Source organism: uncultured Roseicyclus sp. (assembly GCF_937892565.1).
In the GTDB taxonomy this organism is placed as follows: Bacteria; Pseudomonadota; Alphaproteobacteria; order Rhodobacterales; family Rhodobacteraceae; genus Roseicyclus.
In genome coordinates this window covers 66,145-86,986 of the sequence record NZ_CALAHQ010000073.1, presented here as the reverse complement: position 1 = coordinate 86,986, position 20,842 = coordinate 66,145, and the positions used below count along the sequence as shown (strand labels likewise).

Sequence of the window (20,842 nt, the reverse complement as noted above, 5' to 3'; positions counted from 1 at the left end):
GGCGCCGCGCCCCGCACATCGGCAGGAAGCCGGGGCCACGGCATCACGCGACCCGCTGGCCCGCCGACCAGACGCCGCGGAGCGCGGGCACACCATCGACAAGACGGAAGCGAATGAGGTCCGCGCGCAACCCTTCGGCCAACCGCCCGCGATCGACCAGACCGGCCGCTTTTGCGGGGGCTGCCGTCACCGTGGCCATGGCGCGCGCCATGTCGCCCCAGACCTCGCCCAGCATCACCGCGCCGCACAGCAGCGCCGAGGGCACATAATCGGAGGACAGAATGTCCAACAGCCCCGCCTGCCCCAGCGCCCCCGCCGAGACATTGCCCGAATGCGAGCCGCCCCGCACCAGATTGGGCGCCCCCATCATCACGGCAATGCCATGCGCGCGACACGCCCGCGCGGCGTCTTGCGTTGTGGGAAACTCGGCCAGCGCCACGCCGAACCGGGCCGAGCGCATGACATGATCGACCAGCGTGTCATCATGGCTGGCCAGCACCGCACCCAAACGCTGTGCCGCCAGCACCGCCGCCGCCTCATGCGTGTCGCGCACCGCCGCGCCCAGCGCCTGCCGCGTTGTCACATGTTCGGCGAACTGCGCCTCGGACAGGCCATGCTTGCCCATCATGTAGGTCCGGTATTGCCCGATATCGGCGAATTGCCGCTGCCCGGGCGTGTGATCCATCAAGCTTACCATGCCCACGCGGTCTTCGGCCCCGAACTCGGCCAATTCCGCCATCAGCGTTTCGGAACAGATCTCGGCGCGCAGATGGATGTGATGGCTGATCTTCAGCGCGCCGGTCGCGCGCATCGCCAGAAGCGCGTCGGCCAGCGCACGCGCATAGCGCGACCAGCCCACGCCGCCCTTGCCCTCGATCGAGCCTACGCGCAGCGCGTCATAGACCGTGGTGATGCCACAGGCCGCAAGCTCGGCATCATGGGCCACGATGGCGGGTTTCAGCGGCCATTCCGCCGACGGGCGCGGGCGCAGATGGCGCTCAAGATTGTCGGTGTGCAACTCCACCAGACCGGGCGCCACGATATCGCCGCCGCAATCGATCGCGCCCACAGGCACCGACAGATCGCCCGCCAGTTCCACGATTTGGTCCCCGGCGAGCGTGACGCGGCCCATCATCTCGCCCTCGGGCAGGATCAGCCGGGCATTGGCAAGGGTCAGCGTCTGGGGCATCAGGGCATGGTCTTTCGGCATCACGGCCTCGCAAGGGAAAAGGGAAGATGAACGGGTTCACACGCTATGGGCTTTACATGGTCCCCGACGGCGAATTCTACCGCGCGGGCGCCCAATGGCTGGGCTGGGACAGTGTGGCGGGGCGCGCTGTGCCACAGCCCGTGCTGGCGGGCTTGCCGCAGGCAGCACAGGCGCTGACCGCGACGCCGCGCAAATACGGGTTGCACGCCACGATCAAGCCGCCGTTTCGGCTGGCTCCCGGCACCAGCGCCGAAACGCTTGCCGAAGCCACGCGGCATCTTTGTGCCAGCCTGTCGCCCGTGACAATCCCCGCGCTGGCGTTGCGGCGTCTGGGCGGCTTTGTCGCCGCTGTTCCCGATGGGACCAGCGCCGCGCTCCACGCGCTTGCCGCCGCGTCGGTCGCGGCCCTCGACCCCTTTCGTGCGCCCCCCTCCGAGGCGGAACTGGCCCGCCGCCGGGCATCGCGCCTCAGCCCCCGGCAAGAGACCCTGTTGGCACAATGGGGCTATCCCTATGTGATGGACGAATTCCGCTTTCACATCACGCTCAGCGGATCGCTGACCCACCCCGAGGCCGACGAGCTGTGTGCGATCCTGAGCGCGCATTTCGCAGCGGTGCTGCCCCGGCCCTTCGTGATCGACAGCCTGTGCCTGATGGGCGAAGATGAAGCCGGTTTGTTCCACCTGATCCACCGCTACGCGCTGGGCGGGTAGAGCGCGGCCAAGGCCGTGTCGACCGCGTGGTACAACGGACCGGAATTGTCGATCTCGATCACCCTGAGCCCGGGCGGAAACGCGGGCGCGGGCCGCGCCATGCGCCGGGCGATCTCGGTTTGCGTCTCGCGGCCGCGCGCGGCCAATCGCGCCGCCAGCGCCTGCGGCGTGGCGGTCACGTGCACCACCGTCAGATCCCCGAAAACCAGAGCCGCACGCTCCAGCATCGCGCGCGACAGATTGGCCAACGCATCTTGTCCGCGCGCCAGAACCTCATGGGCTGTGCGCTCGATGCCGTAGCTCAGGCCATGCGCCTGCCAATGCAGCGCGAAATCGCCCCCCGCCGCGCGGGCGGCGAACAAGGCGGGGCTGACCGCCTCATGCGCCTCGCCCCCGGCATTGGGCGGGCGTGTGATGACGCGGCGCAGCTGCACCAGATCGGGGCGTGCCGCGCACAGGCCCGCCATCACGCTGTCCTTGCCGACCCCCGACGGGCCGACCACGGCAATGAAGCGGCCCGCCATCAGACAAGCCTCGGGGTAAAGCCCGCGATATCGATCTGGCGGTCGGCCACCCGCGCGCGCGCGTCCAGATCGTGAAAGATGCCGACAATCGCCGCGCCGCCTGCCTTGGCCTCAGCGATCAGCTGCAGCACCGTTTCGCGGTTGGTGGCATCCAGGCTTGCCGTCGGCTCATCAAGCAAAAGCGCCGGATAGGCATGGGCAAAGCCCCGCGCGATGTTCACCCGCTGCTGTTCGCCGCCCGAGAATGTGGTGGGCGACAGCGACCACAGCCGCTCGGGGATACGCAGCCGGGTCAGAAGATCGCGCGCGCGCGCCAGCGCCTCGGCCTCGGGCCGGCCAAGTACCAGAAGCGGTTCGGCCACGACCTCGAGCGTTGGCACACGCGGCACCACGCGCAGGAACTGGCTCACATACCCCAATTGCGCGCGCCGAAGCGCCAGGATCTCGCGCGGCTCGGCGCGGGTGATATCCACCCCCCCGATCCGCACCGACCCGCCCTGAGCCAGATAATTGCCGTAAAGGATGCGCATGACCGTGGATTTGCCCGCGCCGCTTTCGCCCGTCAGGGCCACACATTCACCGGGCGCCACCGAAAACGACGCCCCGGAAATCACCGGGATCACCGTGCCACCCTGATTGTGCAGCGTGAAGGTCTTGATCAGGTTTTCGACATGTATCATGGGGCGCGTCATCTCATACCTGCAATACGGAACTGACCAGCAACTGCGTGTAGGGCGCCTGCGGATCATCGAGCACCTGATCGGTCAGCCCGGTCTCGATCACATGGCCATCCTTCATCACCATCAGCCGATCCGCCAAAAGCCGCACAACGGCCAGATCATGGGTGACAACGATGGCCGACAGGCCCATCCGCCGCACCAGACCGCGGATCAGATCCAAGAGCCGGGCCTGAACACTGACATCAAGCCCCCCCGTCGGCTCATCCATGAACACCAGCCGCGGCCCGGTCACCAGATTGCGCGCGATCTGCAAGCGCTGCTGCATGCCGCCCGAAAACCCCGAAGGACGATCGTCGATCCGCGTCTCGCTGATCTCGACGCGGCCCAGCCAATCGGTGGCAACCGCGCGGATGTCGCCATAATGGCGCGCGCCCACTGCCATCAACCGCTCGCCCACATTGCCGCCCGCCGAAATGCGCATCCTGAGCCCGTCGCGGGGGTTTTGATGGACGAATGCCCAGTCGGTCCGCCCCAGCATGCGCCGTTCGGGTTCGGACATGGCCAGAACATCGCGCGGACCATCGCTTCGGGTGTCAAAGACCACCTGCCCCGCATCCGGCGCCAGATGGCCCGCCAGACAGTTGAGCAGCGTGGACTTGCCCGACCCGCTTTCGCCAACGATCCCCAGAACCTCGCCGGGATAGAGCCGGAACGAGACATCCAAACAGCCGATCCGTGCGCCATAGCGCTTGGTCAAGCCCCGCACATCCAGCAGCGGTGTCATGCGCGCCCCTCCCCTTCAACTTTTCCGAAGACACGCATGCCGCCGCCCGCCACCGCGCACAGCCCCTGAGCGACGTGAGCGGTTTGCTTGCGCAAACCGTGCGGGAAAACCCGGGTTTTCCCAGTGGGAAATCTCGAGATTTCCCGTGCGAAAAACACCTGTTTTTCGCCCCCGCTCATGGCGCATCCTCGCGCCGGCCCGCGCAGAAATCCGTGTCGGAACACACGAACATCCGCCCCCCCGCATCATCGGTGATGACCTCATCAAGATAGCTGTCATCGGCGCCGCACAGCGCGCAGGGGTGCGGTGCCTTGGACGGATCGAAGGGATGATCGTCGAAATCAAGGCTCACGACCTGTGTAAAGGGTGGCACTGCATAAATGCGCTGCTCACGGCCCGCCCCGAACAGTTGCAAGGCCGGGCTTTCAAGCTTGGGATTGTCGAATTTCGGAATGGGCGAGGGGTCCATCACATAGCGGCCTTCGACCTTGACCGGATAGGCATAGGCGGTCGCGATCGCGCCATGGCGGGCGATATCCTCGTAGAGCTTGACATGCATCAGCCCGTATTCCTCGAGCGCGTGCATCTTGCGCGTCTCCACCTCCGAGGGTTCCAGAAACCGAAGGGGCTCGGGGATCGGCACCTGATAGACCAGGATCTGATCCTCGGTCAGCGCCGTCTCGGGGATGCGGTGGCGGGTCTGGATGATCGTGGCCTCCAGGGTCTTTTCGGTCACCGCCACCTGGGCCGTCTTTTCGAAGAACTTGCGGATGGACACGGCATTGGTGGTGTCATCGGCGCCCTGATCGATCACCTTGAGCACATCCTCGGGCACAAGGCAGGCGGCGGTGACCTGCACGCCGCCCGTGCCCCAGCCATAGGGCATCGGCATCTCGCGGGAGGCGAAAGGCACCTGATAGCCCGGCACCGCCACCCCCTTGAGGATCGCGCGGCGGATCATCCGCTTGGTCTGTTCGTCGAGATAGGCGAAGTTGTAATCGGTGTGGTTCATGTCATCCCCGCGAAATCGCCATAATGCTGCCGGATTGATCGGTCAGCATCTCACCATGACCCACCAGACCGGACTGGCTGCGATGTATGCACTCGTCTTCTGCATCCTGTGGACCGTCGTCAGCACGGCGCTGATCCTCGGCAACTTCGACGGTCTTGCCGGCTGGGAACGCATGGTCGCGCTGCTGTTTCCGCTCGCCGGGCTGATCGCGACCTACAGCGCGTGGCTGGCCCTGCGCAGACGCCGGAGCCTGAGGGTCGAGACCCGCGATGGCGCGACATGGTATGTCTGGATCGACCTTGATGGCCGCGAGCGCAGCTCGACCCGTGACCCGCGCGACGATTGGGACAGCGACGGCGGCGGCGATGGCAGCGGGGATGGCGGGGGCGACTAGGCTCATTCCGCAGCCTCCCGCGCCTGTCCGGCAATCGCCTCGGCCCTGAGGCGGCGGATCAGCTCCAGTTCCGACTGGAAATCGACGTAATGGGGCAGCTTGATATGCTCCAGAAACCCCGTCGCCTGCACATTGTCGGCGTGGTAAAGCACAAACTCGGTATCCTGGGCCGGGGCGCCGACATTGTCCTCGCCCAGTTCCTCCCAGCGCAGCGCGCGATCGACAAGCGCCATGGAAATCGCCTTGCGCTCGGATTGGCCAAAGACCAGCCCATAGCCGCGGGTGAATTGCGGCGGCTCGGTGCGCGAGCCGGTAAACTGGTTGACCGTCTCGCATTCGGTCACGACGACCTCGCCCAGCTCGATGGCAAAGCCCAGCTCGGGAATGTCCATTTCCACGGCGACCGTGCCGATGCGCAGCTCGCCCACGAAAGGATGGGTGCGCCCATAGCCGCGCTGCGTGGAATAGGCCATCGACAGCACAAAGCCTTCGTCGCCGCGCGCCAGTGCCTGCAGCCGCAAGGGGCGGTCGGCGGGAAAATCCAAGGGCTCGCGCGTCAGATCGCGGGGCGTGGCGCTGCCTTGGGCCTCGGGCTGGATCAGACCTTCGCGCGCCAGAAACTCCGTGACATGGGCCATCGCGCCGGCCGACGCCTCGGATTGCGGCGCGTCGGGCGGGGCCATGCCGTCGGCGGCCAGCGCGAAATCCAGCAGCCGGTGCGTGTAATCAAAGGTTGGCCCAAGGATCTGGCCGCCCGGCAGATCCTTGAAGGTCGCGCTGATCCGCCGGTCACAGGCCATGGCCCCGGTATCGACGGGCCGCGCGGCGCCAAACCGCGGCAGCGTGGTCCGATAGGCGCGGATCAGGAACACCGCCTCGATCAGATCGCCGCGCGCCTGCTTGATCGCCAGCGCCGCCAGATCGGGATCGTAAAGCGACCCCTCGGCCATCACCCGCGCGACTGCCAGCGCCAGCTGCTCACGGATTTGCGCGATGCCCAGTTCCGCCACACCAGGATCGCCACGCCGTTCCTCGGCGAGCCAGGCATGGGCATTGTCGATGGCGCGTTCGCCGCCCTTGACCGCGACATACATGGATCAGCCCTCCACGCGGGTGCTGCGCGGCAGACCGGCCAGTCGGTCGCCACAGGTGAAATAGCAATCAAAGCCCAAGGGAAAGCAGCGGCGATTGTCACGAAAGGCCGCCAGCTCGGGCAACGACAGGCGCGCATGATCCGCAATGCCCGGTCCACGCAGAATCGCGCCGTCATTGCTCAGAACGTCGCGTTCGACGATCAGCGTGGCGGAGCGGTCGGGATAAGCGGGCGTGCCGATCGCGAAACGCGCCACAGGCTGCAACGCCGCCCATGTGCCAAGCGCAAAGGTCGCGGCCTCGGCTGCGACCAGCGGCGCGCCGGTGTGAAACACGATCCAGTCGCGCAAGGCCCCGCCGTCATGGGAGGGCGCCAGATAAAGGGGCGTGGTCGGGTCGCAGAGCGTGACGATCAAGGCGGCAGCGGCCGGCGAACAGGGTGCGGGCGGCACCAGACCGGCCACGGTTTCGATCCGGCCGGGGCGCGCCATCGCCTGCAATGCGGCGCGAAAGGCGCGCGCGCCATCGCGGGCCGGATCGGCAAAGCCGCCCTCCAGATGGGTCTGGTTCATGCGTTGTCCCCCCGGACCATGGTAAAGAACTCGACCCTGGTGGCAGCGGCGCGGGTGGCGCGGGCGGCCCGCGCGGCCTCGGCCTCGGCGCGCAGGGGGGTCAGGATCGCCGCCTCGATCGCCGTGCCCTGCCCGTCCTGGCACAGCGCATCGATCAGGGCGGCGGTGCGCGCGGCCGCGTGGGCGCGCCCTTGCACATGGCCATGACCCACCGCCCCCGACGCAAGCCGCACCGAACAGCGCGTCACCGTCATCTCACCCAGATTGAAGGGCGCACCGCTGGCCCCCGCCCGGCCCCGCACCATCACGGTGCCGATTTCCGGGGGGCGCAGCAGATCATGGGCGGGCGATTGCGGTGCATAGGCGGCAAAAAGCGCGCAGAGCCGGTCGGCCGGCGCGCGGGCGAGGGTCGACAGCCGCGCGCGGCGCAGATCGGTTTCGGGGTCGGGCTTGGTGACAGACATCTTGGCAAGTTGTCCATTTATATTTATACAACTATACAAATCTCATCTCACAAGCCCCGCCCCGCCGCAAGGGGTCGCTGTGTGAAGCTTTGGTGACACTCATGGGACGATCCCCGCTCTGGACGGCGATCCGCGATCAGATCGCGCAAGACATCGCGCGCGGTCATTATGGCCCGGGCGACCGGCTGCCGACCGAGGCACAGCTTTCGGACCGCTTCGGCGTCAACCGCCACACGCTGCGCCGCGCGCTGGCCGATCTGGCGGCATCGGGCACGGTGCATGCGCGCCGTGGCGCGGGCGTCTTCGTTCGCCACCGCCCGACCGCCTATCCGCTGGGGCGCCGGGTGCGGTTTCACCAAAATCTGATGGCCGCCGGCCGGGTGCCGGACAGGCGCATCTTGCTTTTGGAAACCCGGAGCGCCGACACGCGCGAGGCGGCGGCCCTTGCCCTTGCCCCCGACACACAGGTCCATGTCTTCGAAGGCCTCAGTCTGGCCGATGGCGCGCCCATCGCGCTCTTTCACTCGGTCTTTCCGGCCGCACGCTTTCCGGCACTCTTGGATCACCTGCGCGACAACCCTTCGGTCACGGCGGGTTTCGCGGCCCATGGCCTGTCCGATTACACCCGCGCCAGCACACAGATCACCGCAAAATCCGCCACCCCGACCATGGCCGCGCAATTGCAGCTTGCCGTCGGGGCGGCGGTGTTGCGCACGGTTGCGGTCAATGTGGATGGCGCGGGCCAGCCCATCGAGTATGGCCGGACATGGTTCGCGGGCGAACGCGTGGCGCTGACGCTCGGGGCGGATGCGGGCTAAGACCCCTGCCGCTTCATCTTTCCGGACATACGCATATCCCGACGCCGCCACCGTCACCACAGGCGGGGGCAGCGCATCAGCCCAGCCGCGCACCGGGCGGAATTGTCGGGGGGGCGGCGTTCAACGCCTCCATGGCAAAGCCCGCCGCCGCCTTGTAGCCCGCCATGAATTCCGCGCGCTCTTCGGGCGGGATCACCGCGTCGATATCCTCGAACACACCGCCCGAGCGCGCATCGAGCAGGTTCAACAGCCCAAATGGCCCCGCACCCCGGTTGCGCAGCTGCACCGCCGAGATGGGCGCGCACAGCCTGGCATCATAGGCCGCCAAGGCCGCTTGCGTCACGCCATGCGCCAGCATCATCGCACCCAAGACGCGCCCATCGACGATCGCCTGGCTCGCGCCATTCGATCCCGTGGGATACATCGGATGGGCCGCATCCCCCATCAGCCCCACGCGACCCTCGACCCATCTGGGCAGCGGATCGCGGTCGATCATCGGGTTTTCATAGGCGCAATCAGCGGCGTGCAGCATCGCGGGCACATCCAGCCAATCATAGCGGAACGCGTCGAAATGATGGAGGAACTCCGCGATCTCGACAGGGCGGAACCAGCCATCCTGCTGCCAGCCATGGCTGGGGTCGACCGTCACCTCGGCGATCCAGTTGATCAGCGCCAGACCATTCGCGTCGGGGGCGGAAATCGGGTAAAGGACGATCCGGTGACGATGCGTGCCAAGGCCAATGAAAGATGACCCCGTGCGCAAGGGCCTTGCGCGCACCGTGCCGCGCCACATGATGGCACCCCCCCAATGGATCGGCGGCTGACCCGGGTGCATCTGGGCACGCACCCGCGAATGGATGCCATCCGCCCCGATCAACAACGCGCCCGCCACATCCTCGACCCGGCCATCGGCATGGGTGATCCGGGCACTCACGCCATCCGGGGTTTGGGCATACCCCGTCACCTTGGCGCCCAGCGCCACGGCATCCGCGCCCAAGCGGTCCACCACCGCGTCGTGAAGCGCCATGTGAAACGCCCCGCGATGGACGGCGTATTGCGGCCAGTGATAGCCCGCATATCGCCCGCGCGGCTCGGCATAGACTTCGCGGCCATTGAGCCCCACCAGCGCCCATTCCTGCACAGGCACACCGATGCGATCCAAGACCTCGGCCCCCAGACCCAGATCGAACAGCTCGCGCACCGCGTTTGGCTGAAGGTTCACCCCCACGCCCAAGGGCCGCATCGTGCGCGCAGCGTCGAAAACCCGCGCAGGCACGCCGATCTGGTGGAGCGTCAGCGCAAGGCCAAGCCCCGCAATGCCGCCCCCCGCGATCAGGACAGGGGCAGCCATGTCGCTCAGATATCGAGGAACACGGTCTCGCCCGGCCCTTGCAGCCGGATGTCGAAGCGATAGGCCCCCGGCCCAACCGGACGGGCCATCAAGGTCTCGACGCGCGGGCGCTGTTCGATACGCGCCAGAAGCGGATCGGCGCTGTTGTCCTCATCGGCGAAATAGATGCGGGTATGCAGGCCGATATTGATGCCGCGCGCCACGATCCAGATCGAGATATGGGGCGCCATCATCCGACCGTCATGGCCCCTGACCGCACCGGGCTTGATGGTGCGCAGCGTGAACGCGCCGCTGTCCTTGTCGGCGGCAAATCGGCAAAAGCCGCTGACGGCCGGATCGGCACCGGGCTGGCCCGGATAACGGCCCGCGCCATCGGCCTGCCAGCTTTCGAACATCGCGTCGCGCATCGCCCAGCCCGTGCCGTCATGGATTGACCCGGTGATGGTGATGACCTCGCCCTTGGCGCCATCGCTCATGGGCGAAAGCCCCAGATCCTCGGGATAGACGCCGGGCAGGCCCGCGAAACTGGGGATGCAGCCGATATGCACATAGGGCCCGCCGGTCTGGCTGGCGGTTTCGGTCAGAACGCCAAGCTTTTGCACCATGGCTTACATCCCCTCGGGCTTGTTTTCGAACATGGTCTGGCGGCGTCCGCGCAGCACGATGTCAAAGCGATAGGCCAGATAATCCATCGGACGGCTTGCCGCCATGTCGAGCGGCGCCACCAGCTGATCGAGTTGCCCGCGATCCTTGACGGTGGCCGCAATCGGGCAGCGCGCGATCAGCGGATCACCTTCGAAATAGGCTTGCGTGATCAGCCGCTGGCCAAAGCTGTGACCAAAGAGCGAAAAGTGGATATGCATCGGCCGCCAGTCATTGCCGCGATTGGGCCAGGGATAGGCGCCGGGGCGGATGGTCAGGAATTCATAATAGCCGTTCTCATCGGTCAGCGTGCGCCCGCAGCCGCCGAAATTGGGATCGAGCGGCGCGAAATAGGTATCCCTCACATGGCGGTAGCGCCCGCCGGCATTGGCCTGCCAGACCTCGACGAGCGTATGGGGCACGGGACGGGCGTTTTCATCGACCACGCGGCCATGCACGCGAATACGCTCCCCGATGGCCGGAGCGGCGCCCTTGGAGAAATTCACGATCAGGTTGTTGTCGAGCGCCCCGATCAGCCCATGACCAAAGCGCGGGCCGGTTTCCTCGGACGGGGTCGATTCCATCGACAACAGCGGCAGGTTGGGGCTGCGCGTCATGGTGGTCTTGTAGTCGGGATCATAGGGCACGGGATGCGCGTCGCGCCTGCGCGGGATCAAGCGGCCGGTTTCGGTCATTTCTCGCCCTCCATCTCGGCAAAAATCCTTTTGGCGATGCGGATGGCGCTGTTGGCGCGCGGCACGCCCGCATAGATTGCGACATGCTGGAACACCTCCATCACATCGCTGTGGCTGGCACCCGTGCGCACGGTCGCGCGCAGGTGCAGCGCCAATTCCTCTTCGTTGCCCAAACCCGCCAACAACGCCAGCGTCAGCATCGAACGTTCGCGCCGCGTCAGCGCGTCCGACGCCCAGACCGTGCCCCATGCGGCTTCGGTGATCAGCGTTTGAAAAGCGTGGTCAAGCGGCGACTTGGCGGCTTCGGCACGGTCGACATGGGCATCGCCCAGAACGGCACGGCGCACCTGCATGCCTTTGGTATGGCGGTCAGTCATGGTGTCTTTCCCCCCGATTTCGGGTCATGGCCCGCCTCAATATGGCAGACCGATATAGTTCTCGGCCAGATCGCGGCGTGCGGTTTCCGATTGCGACAGATGCAACAGCGTGGCCTTGCGCATCTGCCCCGCGAAACTGTCTTCGCCTTCGAAATGATGCAGCATGCTGGTCATCGACCATGAAAAGCGCATGGCTTTCCAGATGCGGGCCAGCGCGCGGGCCGGATAGGCGTCGATCCCGCGCGTGTCGCCCTGTTTGACCGCCGCAATCAGCGCCTGATACAGGTAGAACACATCCGACACCGCAAGGTTCAGCCCCTTGGCACCCGTGGGCGGCACGATATGGGCGGCGTCGCCCACCAGAAACAACCGCCCCCAGCGCAAGGGCTCGCTGACAAAAGACCGCAAGGGCGCGATGGATTTCTCGATCGACGGGCCGGTCACAAGCGTTCTGACCACATCGCCCGGCAGGCACGACATCAGCCGTTCCCAGAACCGGTCATCGGACCAGCCCTCGACGGTGTCGGTCAGCGGCACCTGAACATAATAGCGGCTGAGCATGTCGTTGCGCATGGAGGCCAGCGCAAAGCCATTGGCCGAATTGGCATAGATCAGTTCCGCATGTGCAGGCGGCGTGCGCGACAGAATACCCAACCAGCCAAAGGGATAGACGCGTTCGAATTCGCGGCGACGGTCTTGGGGAATGGTCTTGCGGCTGACGCCATGAAACCCGTCGCAGCCCGCGACATAGGCGCAATCGATGCGCTTTTGTGTGCCGCCATGGGTAAAGGTCACGAATGGCGCATCGCTGTCGGCATCCCCGATGACCACATCGGCCACATCATGCAAGATCACAGCCCCGATCGCGTCCTGAGCCGCGTAAAGATCGGCCGTCACCTCGGTCTGGCCATAGACCATCACCGTTTTGCCGGTCAGTTCCTTGAAGTCGATGCGCACCATCAGATCATCGTCGGAAAAGATGCAGCCCTCATGCGGGTGGCCTTCGCGTTCCAGACGGGCGCCCACGCCCGCCTCGTGCAGCATGGCGACGCTGCCTTGTTCCAAGACGCCCGCCCGGATGCGGGCAAGCACATGGGCGCGCGACGTGCGTTCCAGAACGACCGTGGCCACCCCCGCCCGGTTCAAAAGCTGCGACAGCAGCAGACCCGATGGCCCACCGCCGATGATCACCACCTCGGTCTTCACGCGCGTATCCCTTGCCCTTGCACGGTCTACCATAGCGCGCGCGCGGCAAAGACGAATGGACGGCGGCAACCTTGGCTGGTAGAAATCGGACATGTCCGTGCCCAGCCATATCCCCGTCTTCGCGCTCTACGGCGAAACCGCCCCGTTTCCTGACATCATCCATATCGAGCGGATCGCAGACCGTGCCACCAGCCATGGGTGGACCATCGCCGCCCATCGCCACGGTCAGTTGGCGCAACTGATCGTGATCGAACACGGCGGCGCCACAGCCCGCATCGATGGCGATGCCTGTCCGCTTTCGCCCGGCGATTTCCTGTTCATCCCCGCGCATGCCGTGCATGGCTATGATTTTCAGCCCGGCACGTCGGGGCATGTGATCTCATTGCCGACGGCGCTTTTGGTGGACGAGGGGGCGCCCAGCCCCGGCATCGCCGCCTCTCTTGCCCGCCCCTTGCGCGGACACGCCGATGATATCTTGCGCCATCTGATCGGCCTCCTGATCGCAGCCTTCGAGACGACAGGTCGATTTCGAACACAGCTTGTGCTGGGGCTAGCGCAGGCGCTGCTGGCAGGACTTGCCGAAAACAGCGCCGCCCGTGCGCCCGGGGCGGTCGCGGCAGGCGATGGGCGGCTGACACGCCTTGACGCGCTGATTGCCGCGCGCATGGCCTCAGGCTGGGGCGTGGCCGATTACGCGGCGGCCCTGCAGATCAGCACCGGGCATCTGGGGCGGCTGTGCCGCATGGCCAGTGGTCTGGGGGCAAAGGCCTATATCGAACAGGCCGTGATGGATGAGGCGAGCCGCCTTTTGGCCTTTACCCGCTTGCCAATGTCGGAAATCGGCTACCGGCTTGGGTTTGAAGACCCCTCGCATTTTTCCAAACGCTTTCGCGCGGCGCGCGGGCTTGCGCCGTCGGCCTATCGCGACCGGATCGAAGGACGCAGCACAGCGCCCTAGGCCGGCGCCGCGCAGAATGGGCTGTTGACAGTCTTTGCCGCCCCGAACCAGGGTACGTGCCAGCCCCTTTGCCCTTCGGACATGCCCCGATGACAAAATCCCCCACGATCGCCCAGGCACTTGCCGCGCGCATCCATGCCTTTGGCCCCGGTGATCTGTCGCCCAAGGCCAGGATGCGCGGGCGGATCGGGGTGATCGATACCGTCGCCGTGGCGCTGGCCGGCGCAGGCATGGACTGTGTCGAGACACTGTGCGCCGTGCCGGGTGTGGCCGATGCGCCGGGGCCGTGCACGCTGATCGGGCGGCGGGGCCGGGTATCGATGCTCGATGCTGCGCTGGTGAATGGCACAGCGGCCCATGCGCTTGATTATGATGATTTTTCCAGTGTCTTTGGCGGCCATCAATCCGCGCCCATCCTGCCCGCGGTTTTTGCGCTGGCCGAGGCCGAGGGGCATGGCGGCGCGGCGGTGATGACCGCCTATGCCGTGGGCGTCGAAACCGAGATCCGTATCGCGCGCGCGGTGCATTTCCACCATTACGACAAGGGCTGGCACCCCACCGCGACGCTGGGCACCTTTGGGTCGGCGGCGGCCTGTGCGCATCTGATGGGGCTGGGCGAAGCGCAAATTGCCATGGCGCTGGCGCTGGCTGTTTCGCAAGCCGCAGGGGTCAAGGCCAATTTCGGCACCATGACCAAGCCCTTTCATGTCGGCCAATGCGCGCGGGCGGGGCTTTTGTCGGCCCTACTGGCGCGGCAGGGCTTTACCGCCAACCCGGCCGCGTTCGAGCACCCCCAAGGGTTTTTCGAGGTCTTCAATGGTGCGGGCACCTATGACCCGGCCCGCATCTTTGCCGATTGGGCCGCACCGCTGGAGTTGGAAGATGACGGCATCGCCATCAAACCCTACCCGTGCTGCGGCAGCGCACATGCCGCCATCCGCGCCGCGCTGAACCTGCGGGCGGAAACCGGGCTTGATGCCGCCCAGATCGCCCGGATCGACGTTCTGCCCCATCCCCGGCGCCTGCCCCACACTGACACGCCTTGGCCCCAAACCGCGCTCGAGGCGAAATTCTCGGTGCAATACCTTGTCGCGCGCGCGCTCATGGATGGGGCGGTGAAGCTGGCGCATTTCGACGATGCAGCGATCCACGATCCGGGGATCGCGGCGCTTTTGGCCAAGCTGACGGCCCGCCCCCATCCTGAGATGGGCGATCATAGCACCAGCCAATGGGCGGCCGAGGTGATCGTGACCACCCACGCGGGCGCGGTTCTGTCACACCGCATCGACGATCTGATGGCCGCTGGGGGCGCTGTGCCGCTGACCACGGAGGGCTTGCGCGACAAATTCATCGATTGCGCCGAAGCCATCGGCCCTGCGGATTGGTCGGGGGCCCTGTTCGATCAGTTGGCATGCTTCGACACCGCGCCCGCGCTTGGCCCCATGCTGGCACTGCTGGCAGGCCCCACCGCCCGGGCGGGCGCGGGCTGATCCAAGCTGCATTCCAGCGCGATCAGCGCGCTCTGGCGAGCGTTGGCGATATGGGCGCGCATTCGACCCTTGGCGGCGACCGGGTCGCGCGCGCTTGAGGCCGCCACGATCGCCCGATGCCCTGCCAATGCCGCTTGCACACGCCCGGCGATGGTCGCGGATCTGGAGCGGTAAACCCGCAGCAGATCATAGGGACCGCGCGCTGTCTGGCCGCCATGGGATCGTCCGATCCCAACGGACGGCAATCGAACGGCATCGACGGGGGAACTCCTGCGCTTTCAAAGCTCTGCATGGTGGGCCCGCCCAGCCGCGCGGGGCCGGGGCGATGGTGTGCATCCACACCACCGACGCCGCAAGGATCATCATCGGCCAATGCCCGACCGAACGCGGGCACGCCAGGGTGACGGGCGATGTCACCCTTGATGGGGTGGCAGGCAGCGCCGCACCGATCCGGTTGGAATTTCGTGCGCCCGGCGGCGCGGGCATGGGGCCGATCCGGGTGGGCCAACCCTCGGGGATCTTGACGGGCGACGCCGAGGTCCGCATCGCCCGGGACGGAACGGCGCATGCGGTGCATGGCGCGGTCTATCGCAGCGCGCGCCGCCAGTTCGTGGGGCGCGTGCTGATCCCCGGCCAGATCCGCATCAGGCCAGCCACCGCGCCAGCACCGGTGTCAGGCTCATGACCAGCACCAACCGCAAGACATGGTGAAAGATCACAAAGGTGATGTCGGCCCCGGTCAGGATTGCCAGCATCACCATCTCGGGCTGGCCACCCGGGGCAAAGGCCAAAATGCCATGCAAGAGATCATTGATCCCCAGCAGATAAATGATCTCGCCAAACAGCACCGTAAGGGCGGCCAGCATCAAGGCATAGGCGGCGCTGGCTGATACGACGCGGCGCAATTCATCGCGGGTGACGCCGACATAATGCGCCCCCACGCTCATGCCGATGACGAATTGCGCCAGAATGAGCGCCTCGGTCGGTGGGCGGTTCTCGATCAGACCCAACAGGCTGGCGGCCGCCGACAAGATCATCGGTCCAAGGATCGTGGCGCCAAACAGGCCAATCCGCTTGGCGCCCACATATCCGAAATAGGCGCAAGCCGCGAGGATGGCGATATCCTTGAGCGGGATATCCTTGACCGGCACACCGGGCGCGGCGCTAAGGTCCACATCGACATAAAAGCTGATCAGAAACGGCAACAGCGACACCAGCGTCAAGATGCGTGTCGCATGCACGAGCGACAGTGCCCGCACATCGCCGCCCCTTTCGCTGCCCAGCAAGATCATCTCGGCAAAACCACCCGGCACGGTGGCGAAATAGGCGGTCGGCTTGTCAAAGCCCGCGACACGGCGAAAGAACGGATACCCCAGCAACAGCGACACCGCCAGGAACACCGGCACAAGGCTGGCGCTGGCCACGGCCTGGGGCAATTGCTCCATCAACGCGGGCGACACGGACGAGCCGGCCGCCACCCCAAGGATGGTGCGCACCGCGTTCAGCCAGTTGGTCGGCACACCCTTGAGCTGCGCGCCCATCAACGCGGTGATCAGACAGGCCGCCAATGGTCCAAGCAAGAACGGCAGCGGCATGGACAGCCCCCAAAAGACCGCCGTGCCGATCAGCCCGATCAGCGCGGTCCACAGCCGCCGCATCCAGATCGCGCGTTGCGCGCCATCGGTCATGATGCGCCTGTCCCGCCGAAAACCCGCGCCATGATCCCTCTGCGGTCCCCCTTGGCGCATACCGCACCACGCGCAAGGCTGCCGTCGTGTTTCAAGATGCCCAGCGCCACCCGCCCTGGATCGGGGGTGCGGCCATGGGGCACGATGGTGGCAATCTGTGGCGCGGGCAGCGCGCGGTCGATCGCGGCTGAAAGCCCCTCGATCGCGCGGGCATCGCTGCGCACGATGATCTGCGGATCGCCATCGCGGCGGGTATCGGCGGCGGCGTTGATCTTGTCGATCATCTCGGGCGCGGGGATCACCGCCTTGCCGTTGGAATGGTCGTGTTTCCCGGGGAACACCTGATCCGCGATCTGCAGCGTGGCGGCCCCTGCGCGCTCCGGCATCCCGATCCCCCGCACCGCGTTCAGCGGATTGCCAAAGCCCCCATCCATGTCGACGATCAAGGGCAGATCGGTGGTCTGTGCGATTTCGGCGGTGGTGGTCGGCCCCGGATCAGGCAGACCAAAACGCATATTCGCCGCCCCCGGCACGATCACGGCGCGGCGGGCTTGCAGGGCTTGTTTGAGGGTGGCGGTCGGTTTGGCCATCGCCGTTCCATCGCTTGGCAGGGCATGACACCAGCGGCAGCGCAAAATGTCAACATTCTACAATCTACAATCTGCTGTCTTGTCACGTGCCCCGTCAGTTGCCGATCACCCGGAGGGCCGCGCCCCGTGCGAAAGCCACGACATTTTCCGCGGTCTCACGATACATCCGCTCATAGGTCGCCAGCGCCCCATAGCCCACATGCGGCGTCAAGATCAGCCGCCCTGATCCGATCAGATCGGCATCGCGCCAAGGGCTATCCGCGGGCAGGGGTTCTTCGTCGAACACATCGATCGCGGCACAGGCCAGCCGCCCCATGCGCAACGCATCAAGCAAGCCATCGCGGTCGATGATCGGCCCGCGCGAGGTGTTGACCAGACAGGCGTCGGGCTTCATCCGCGCCAGTTGACCGGCCCCGATCAGACCGCGGGTGCGCTCGGACAAGACCAGATGGATCGAGGCCACATCGGCCTGTTCCAACACGGCCTCGAGGCTTTCGGCGCGGCTGACGCCCACCTCGGCTGCGCGCGCATCGGTCAGGTTCTGGCTCCATGCCACCATCTTGACGCCGAAGGGACGGGCCAGCGCCGCCACATCGGCACCCAGCCGCCCCAGCCCGATCAGGCCAAGGGTCAAACCCTCCAGATCGCGGCCCGCCTCGGCTTGCCAGCCGCCCCGCGCCACCGCGCCCAGATTGGCCACCAGATTGCGGCTGGCCAGCAAGATCAGCGTCATCGCCAGATGCGCCGTGGCCGCCGCCCGGCTGGCAGTGCCACAAACCGTGATGCCCCGCGCGCGCGCCGCACCCATGTCGATCGACAAGTTGCGCATCCCCGTCGTCACGATCAACTTCAGTCGGGGCAAGGCATGGATCAGCGCGGCGGGCATGGGCGTGCGCTCGCGCATCACGCACAGCACATCAAAGGGGGCAAGCGTCGCGGCCAGGTCCGCTTCGGGGATGGGCGCGCGGAACACCGTGACATCGGCATCCAGATCGCCCCAATCGGCGAAGCGGTCGCTATAGCCCAGATAATCGTCCAGAACAGCGATCTTCATGCCACCACCCTTGTCTTGAGCCCCGTCCGCTTGGCCATCGCGAACCGCACAAGGGCCGCGAACCGATAAAGCCCATGCACGAATTTGCCATAGGGCATGGTCAGGAACAGCGCGAACACCACACCCAGATGCAGCGCCAGCAACAGCCCCATCGCAGCCGTACCGCCAAGGATATGCAGGCCAAGCCCCGTCACCGCCGTCAGATGCAACATCAACAGGAACGCCATCGCCATGCCTTTCGTGCCCTCATCGACCAGATCGGGCAGGCGGCGCTTTTTGGCGGCCATCAATCCACCCGTGCCAGCGGCCAGCATCAATCCGCCCAGCGTGCCCAAAAGCTGCGGCACATCCCACCACGCATAGGGCGCCACGCGGCCAAAGCCATAATGATAGATCGTGCCCACCGATGTGGCGGCAAAGCACAACAAGAAGCCGTAAAAGGTCAGATGGTGGTAAAGCCGCCGCTTGTCTTCGGGCTTGTCATCCTCGTTGAAACAGCCCGCCCCGCCGCCATCAAGATAGCGCAACGATCCCGCATCCCGGACCGCCTGCCACAGCGAGGCGGGCGCAGGTCCCGCGACCATGCGCACCGCATTGGCATCGCGCCAGAAATTGCGCAGCCCCATCAGCATCGCAAAGATCGAGAACACAAAGACCGGCCCAAACAGCCCCACCATCGCATCATGCGACATCAGCGCGTAAAACCCCTGGGGCGATTGATGGGCAGAAAACAGCGCGCCGGGCGCGTTCCACGCGATCATGCCCGCCAGAAAACCCGTGACCGACAAGGCCGCGATCACAGCAATCACCAGCCCGTTCTTTTCGAAGACCGGGGCCAGTGCGCTGGGCCATGCATAGCGGCCATAGCTTTCTTGCCGCACACCCGCCAGTGTCTTGGGCAGGTTGATGGCAAATTCATGGGGCGGCGAAAACTGGCAATCATGATAGCAGGCGCCGCAATCATGGCACAGATTGGCAAAGTAATCGATATCGCCTGCCACGAAACTCCGCTGCATTTGCAGCGCGGGGAAGACCGCGCAAATCCCCTCGCAGTAGCGGCAGGCGTTGCAGATCGTGATCTGGCGCTCGGCGTCTTGTTGCAGCTCAGTTCCCGACATGGCGCGCTGCCCCCTTGCCTGCCAGACGCCCGAAAACGGCGCCGATTGTCATCCCGATGCCCGCCAGATAGCCGCGCCCCAGCACATTTCCTGCCATGATCTCGCCTGCGGCATAGATATTGGCGCTTGGCCTGCCGCCTTGCATCAAGACGCGGGCCTCGTGGTTCACGCGGGTGCCGAGATACGTGAAGGTGATGCCGGGGCGGACCGGATAGGCATGAAAGGGCGCGCTATCGATGCGGCGCGCCCAATGCGATTTGGGCGGGCTGATGCCTTCGGTCCGGCAATCATCATGGATTTCGGTGTTGAAATCACCATCGACCACGGCGGCGTTGAAGCGCCCGATCTCGGCGGCTAAGGCCGATGGATCAAGCCCCAGCTTTTCGGCCAATTCCGCAAGCGAGGGTGCCGAAATCGCCGGGTAGACCGAGGGCATGAAGCGGCCCACCGCCTTTTCGTCGAACACGATCCACGCGATCTGGTCGGGTTGATCGGCCACCAAACGGCCCCAGATCGCGTAGCGCTTGGGCCAGAAATCCTCGCCTTCGTCATAAAAGCGTTCGCAGCGGTTGTTGATCACCACGCCAAAGATGATGCAATCAAGCCGCGTGACGATGCCGCCGTCGAATTGCGGCGACCGCGCGTCGATTGCGACCGCATGGCATTGCGTCGGATCGCCCACAGGTTCCACCCCCGCATCCAGCAGCATTCGCAGGATCGTGCCGCGGTTGTTGGGCGTGCCGCGGATCAGGAAATTCCTGGCCCGTTCGCCCCAGTATTCCGTAAGCCATTCGATGTTGGCCTCGAACCCGCCCGCCGCCGTGACCAATGCGCGGGCACGGACCACCTGCGGCCCGTCGGGGCCTTGGATCCGGGCGGTCTTGAAAAACCCGTCCTCGATATCGAGCGCGGTGGCGGCGGTGTCATAGCGAAACGCCACACCCATCTTTTCGGCGCTGTCATAAAGCGCGTTCAGCATCGCGCGCCCACCGCCCAGAAAAAACGCATTGGTGCGCCCAAGGTTCAGCGTGCCGCCCAAGGGCTGCTGGAACCGCACACCGGCGCCGGTCATCCAATCCCACAGCTCTTTGGACTGAGCGATGGTCAGCCGCGCCAGTTCCGGGTCGGTCTCACCGCCCGTCACGCGCATCAGATCATCCCAGAACTCATCCTCCGGGTATGGCCCGGTCAGGATCTCGTTGCCCGCATCATGGGCGCAGCGCAGATTGCGGGTGTGGCGCGTGTTGCCACCGCGATAGACCTTGGATGCGGCTTCGACCACCAGAACCGAGGCCCCCTGACGGCGCGCCTCGATCGCGGCGCACAGCGCGGCATTGCCCCCGCCGATCACAAGCACATCAACGCTCAGATCGGCAAGGTTCTGGTCTGTCGGCGCGGTCATGTCATTTG

Annotated in this window: 25 protein-coding genes; 6 read left to right on the top strand and 19 right to left on the bottom strand. The window is 65.9% G+C overall.

Annotated elements, in window-relative coordinates:
* Positions 1–43: 43 nt before the first annotated feature.
* Positions 44–1,189, bottom strand: coding sequence for an alpha-D-ribose 1-methylphosphonate 5-triphosphate diphosphatase (locus tag Q0094_RS10625; protein WP_297619023.1), 1,146 nt, complete (start codon positions 1,187–1,189; stop codon positions 44–46).
* A 47-nt stretch (positions 1,190–1,236) separates the two neighbouring features.
* On the opposite strand from Q0094_RS10625, the gene Q0094_RS10620 reads away from it, so the two are divergent.
* The gene (locus Q0094_RS10620; protein WP_297619020.1) at positions 1,237–1,923 is read left to right on the top strand and encodes a DUF1045 domain-containing protein; all 687 of its coding nucleotides are present in this window, start codon (positions 1,237–1,239) and stop codon (positions 1,921–1,923) included.
* Here the strand turns inward: Q0094_RS10620 and phnN are convergent.
* From phnN to Q0094_RS10600, 4 genes are all read right to left on the bottom strand, one after another.
* The gene (phnN, locus tag Q0094_RS10615; RefSeq protein ID WP_297619016.1) at positions 1,905–2,447 is read right to left on the bottom strand and encodes a phosphonate metabolism protein/1,5-bisphosphokinase (PRPP-forming) PhnN; all 543 of its coding nucleotides are present in this window, start codon (positions 2,445–2,447) and stop codon (positions 1,905–1,907) included. The genes Q0094_RS10620 and phnN overlap by 19 nt on opposite strands.
* Positions 2,447–3,127 (bottom strand): phosphonate C-P lyase system protein PhnL, encoded by a 681-nt coding sequence (gene phnL / locus Q0094_RS10610; protein WP_297619013.1) that lies wholly within the window; start codon positions 3,125–3,127, stop codon positions 2,447–2,449. The genes phnN and phnL overlap by 1 nt, the downstream gene beginning before the upstream one ends.
* A 13-nt stretch (positions 3,128–3,140) precedes the next feature.
* Complete coding sequence (phnK, locus tag Q0094_RS10605; RefSeq protein ID WP_297619010.1) at positions 3,141–3,911, bottom strand: phosphonate C-P lyase system protein PhnK; 771 nt, start codon at positions 3,909–3,911, stop codon at positions 3,141–3,143.
* A gap of 175 nt (positions 3,912–4,086) precedes the next feature.
* The gene (locus Q0094_RS10600) at positions 4,087–4,923 is read right to left on the bottom strand and encodes an alpha-D-ribose 1-methylphosphonate 5-phosphate C-P-lyase PhnJ (RefSeq protein ID WP_297619007.1); all 837 of its coding nucleotides are present in this window, start codon (positions 4,921–4,923) and stop codon (positions 4,087–4,089) included.
* Positions 4,924–4,978: 55 nt separating this feature from the next.
* Between Q0094_RS10600 and Q0094_RS10595 the strand changes: the two genes are divergently transcribed.
* Positions 4,979–5,317 carry a hypothetical protein gene (locus Q0094_RS10595; RefSeq protein ID WP_297619004.1) on the top strand — a complete coding sequence of 113 codons (339 nt, stop codon included), beginning with the start codon at positions 4,979–4,981 and terminating at the stop codon, positions 5,315–5,317.
* A 2-nt stretch (positions 5,318–5,319) separates the two neighbouring features.
* On the opposite strand, the gene Q0094_RS10590 is transcribed toward Q0094_RS10595, so the two are convergent.
* Genes Q0094_RS10590 through phnG form a run of 3 tightly spaced genes read right to left on the bottom strand, consistent with a single transcriptional unit; the run spans position 5,320 to position 7,445 of the window.
* Positions 5,320–6,411 carry a carbon-phosphorus lyase complex subunit PhnI gene (locus Q0094_RS10590; protein ID WP_297619000.1) on the bottom strand — a complete coding sequence of 364 codons (1,092 nt, stop codon included), beginning with the start codon at positions 6,409–6,411 and terminating at the stop codon, positions 5,320–5,322.
* A 3-nt stretch (positions 6,412–6,414) separates the two neighbouring features.
* On the bottom strand, positions 6,415–6,981 hold the full coding sequence (gene phnH, locus Q0094_RS10585; protein ID WP_297618996.1) for a phosphonate C-P lyase system protein PhnH: 567 nt from the start codon (positions 6,979–6,981) through the stop codon (positions 6,415–6,417).
* Positions 6,978–7,445, bottom strand: a complete 468-nt coding sequence (phnG, locus tag Q0094_RS10580) for a phosphonate C-P lyase system protein PhnG (protein WP_297618992.1) — start codon at positions 7,443–7,445, stop codon at positions 6,978–6,980. The genes phnH and phnG overlap by 4 nt, the downstream gene beginning before the upstream one ends.
* A 101-nt stretch (positions 7,446–7,546) precedes the next feature.
* Between phnG and phnF the strand changes: the two genes are divergently transcribed.
* Entirely contained in the window at positions 7,547–8,263 is a 717-nt protein-coding gene (gene phnF / locus Q0094_RS10575) for a phosphonate metabolism transcriptional regulator PhnF (RefSeq protein ID WP_297618990.1), read from the top strand.
* 76 nt (positions 8,264–8,339) lie between these two features.
* On the opposite strand, the gene Q0094_RS10570 is transcribed toward phnF, so the two are convergent.
* The 5 genes from Q0094_RS10570 to pobA are packed head-to-tail and all read right to left on the bottom strand — an operon-like array spanning position 8,340 to position 12,534.
* The gene (locus Q0094_RS10570; protein ID WP_297618987.1) at positions 8,340–9,614 is read right to left on the bottom strand and encodes a flavin-dependent oxidoreductase; all 1,275 of its coding nucleotides are present in this window, start codon (positions 9,612–9,614) and stop codon (positions 8,340–8,342) included.
* Positions 9,615–9,619: 5 nt separating this feature from the next.
* Positions 9,620–10,219, bottom strand: a complete 600-nt coding sequence (gene pcaG / locus Q0094_RS10565) for a protocatechuate 3,4-dioxygenase subunit alpha (protein ID WP_297618983.1) — start codon at positions 10,217–10,219, stop codon at positions 9,620–9,622.
* A 3-nt stretch (positions 10,220–10,222) separates the two neighbouring features.
* Positions 10,223–10,951, bottom strand: coding sequence for a protocatechuate 3,4-dioxygenase subunit beta (gene pcaH / locus Q0094_RS10560; protein WP_297618979.1), 729 nt, complete (start codon positions 10,949–10,951; stop codon positions 10,223–10,225).
* On the bottom strand, positions 10,948–11,328 hold the full coding sequence (pcaC, locus tag Q0094_RS10555; RefSeq protein WP_297618976.1) for a 4-carboxymuconolactone decarboxylase: 381 nt from the start codon (positions 11,326–11,328) through the stop codon (positions 10,948–10,950). The genes pcaH and pcaC overlap by 4 nt, the downstream gene beginning before the upstream one ends.
* Before the next feature lie 36 nt (positions 11,329–11,364).
* Entirely contained in the window at positions 11,365–12,534 is a 1,170-nt protein-coding gene (gene pobA, locus Q0094_RS10550; protein WP_297618973.1) for a 4-hydroxybenzoate 3-monooxygenase, read from the bottom strand.
* A gap of 91 nt (positions 12,535–12,625) precedes the next feature.
* Between pobA and Q0094_RS10545 the strand changes: the two genes are divergently transcribed.
* Positions 12,626–13,492 carry a helix-turn-helix domain-containing protein gene (locus tag Q0094_RS10545; protein WP_297618970.1) on the top strand — a complete coding sequence of 289 codons (867 nt, stop codon included), beginning with the start codon at positions 12,626–12,628 and terminating at the stop codon, positions 13,490–13,492.
* Positions 13,493–13,581: 89 nt separating this feature from the next.
* Entirely contained in the window at positions 13,582–14,982 is a 1,401-nt protein-coding gene (locus Q0094_RS10540; RefSeq protein WP_297618967.1) for an MmgE/PrpD family protein, read from the top strand.
* Here Q0094_RS10540 and Q0094_RS14495 read toward each other — a convergent pair.
* Positions 14,895–15,227 carry an FCD domain-containing protein gene (locus Q0094_RS14495; protein ID WP_366940268.1) on the bottom strand — a complete coding sequence of 111 codons (333 nt, stop codon included), beginning with the start codon at positions 15,225–15,227 and terminating at the stop codon, positions 14,895–14,897. The two genes, Q0094_RS10540 and Q0094_RS14495, sit on opposite strands and share 88 nt — an antisense overlap.
* Positions 15,228–15,307: 80 nt before the next feature.
* On the opposite strand from Q0094_RS14495, the gene Q0094_RS10535 reads away from it, so the two are divergent.
* Positions 15,308–15,667, top strand: coding sequence for a PrpF domain-containing protein (locus Q0094_RS10535; RefSeq protein WP_297618964.1), 360 nt, complete (start codon positions 15,308–15,310; stop codon positions 15,665–15,667).
* Here Q0094_RS10535 and Q0094_RS10530 read toward each other — a convergent pair.
* The 5 genes from Q0094_RS10530 to tcuA all read right to left on the bottom strand — a co-directional run bounded on the left by Q0094_RS10530 (position 15,627) and on the right by tcuA (position 20,834).
* On the bottom strand, positions 15,627–16,670 hold the full coding sequence (locus Q0094_RS10530) for an AbrB family transcriptional regulator (RefSeq protein ID WP_297618961.1): 1,044 nt from the start codon (positions 16,668–16,670) through the stop codon (positions 15,627–15,629). The two genes, Q0094_RS10535 and Q0094_RS10530, sit on opposite strands and share 41 nt — an antisense overlap.
* Entirely contained in the window at positions 16,667–17,260 is a 594-nt protein-coding gene (locus Q0094_RS10525; RefSeq protein ID WP_297618958.1) for an isocitrate lyase/phosphoenolpyruvate mutase family protein, read from the bottom strand. Before Q0094_RS10525 ends, Q0094_RS10530 begins: the two co-directional genes overlap by 4 nt.
* Positions 17,261–17,354: 94 nt before the next feature.
* Positions 17,355–18,314, bottom strand: a complete 960-nt coding sequence (locus Q0094_RS10520; protein WP_297618955.1) for a D-2-hydroxyacid dehydrogenase family protein — start codon at positions 18,312–18,314, stop codon at positions 17,355–17,357.
* A complete protein-coding gene (gene tcuB, locus Q0094_RS10515; protein ID WP_297618952.1) occupies positions 18,311–19,432 on the bottom strand; it encodes a tricarballylate utilization 4Fe-4S protein TcuB in 1,122 nt (373 codons plus the stop codon). The genes Q0094_RS10520 and tcuB overlap by 4 nt, the downstream gene beginning before the upstream one ends.
* Positions 19,419–20,834 (bottom strand): FAD-dependent tricarballylate dehydrogenase TcuA, encoded by a 1,416-nt coding sequence (gene tcuA / locus Q0094_RS10510; protein ID WP_297618949.1) that lies wholly within the window; start codon positions 20,832–20,834, stop codon positions 19,419–19,421. Before tcuA ends, tcuB begins: the two co-directional genes overlap by 14 nt.
* Positions 20,835–20,842 lie beyond the last annotated feature (8 nt).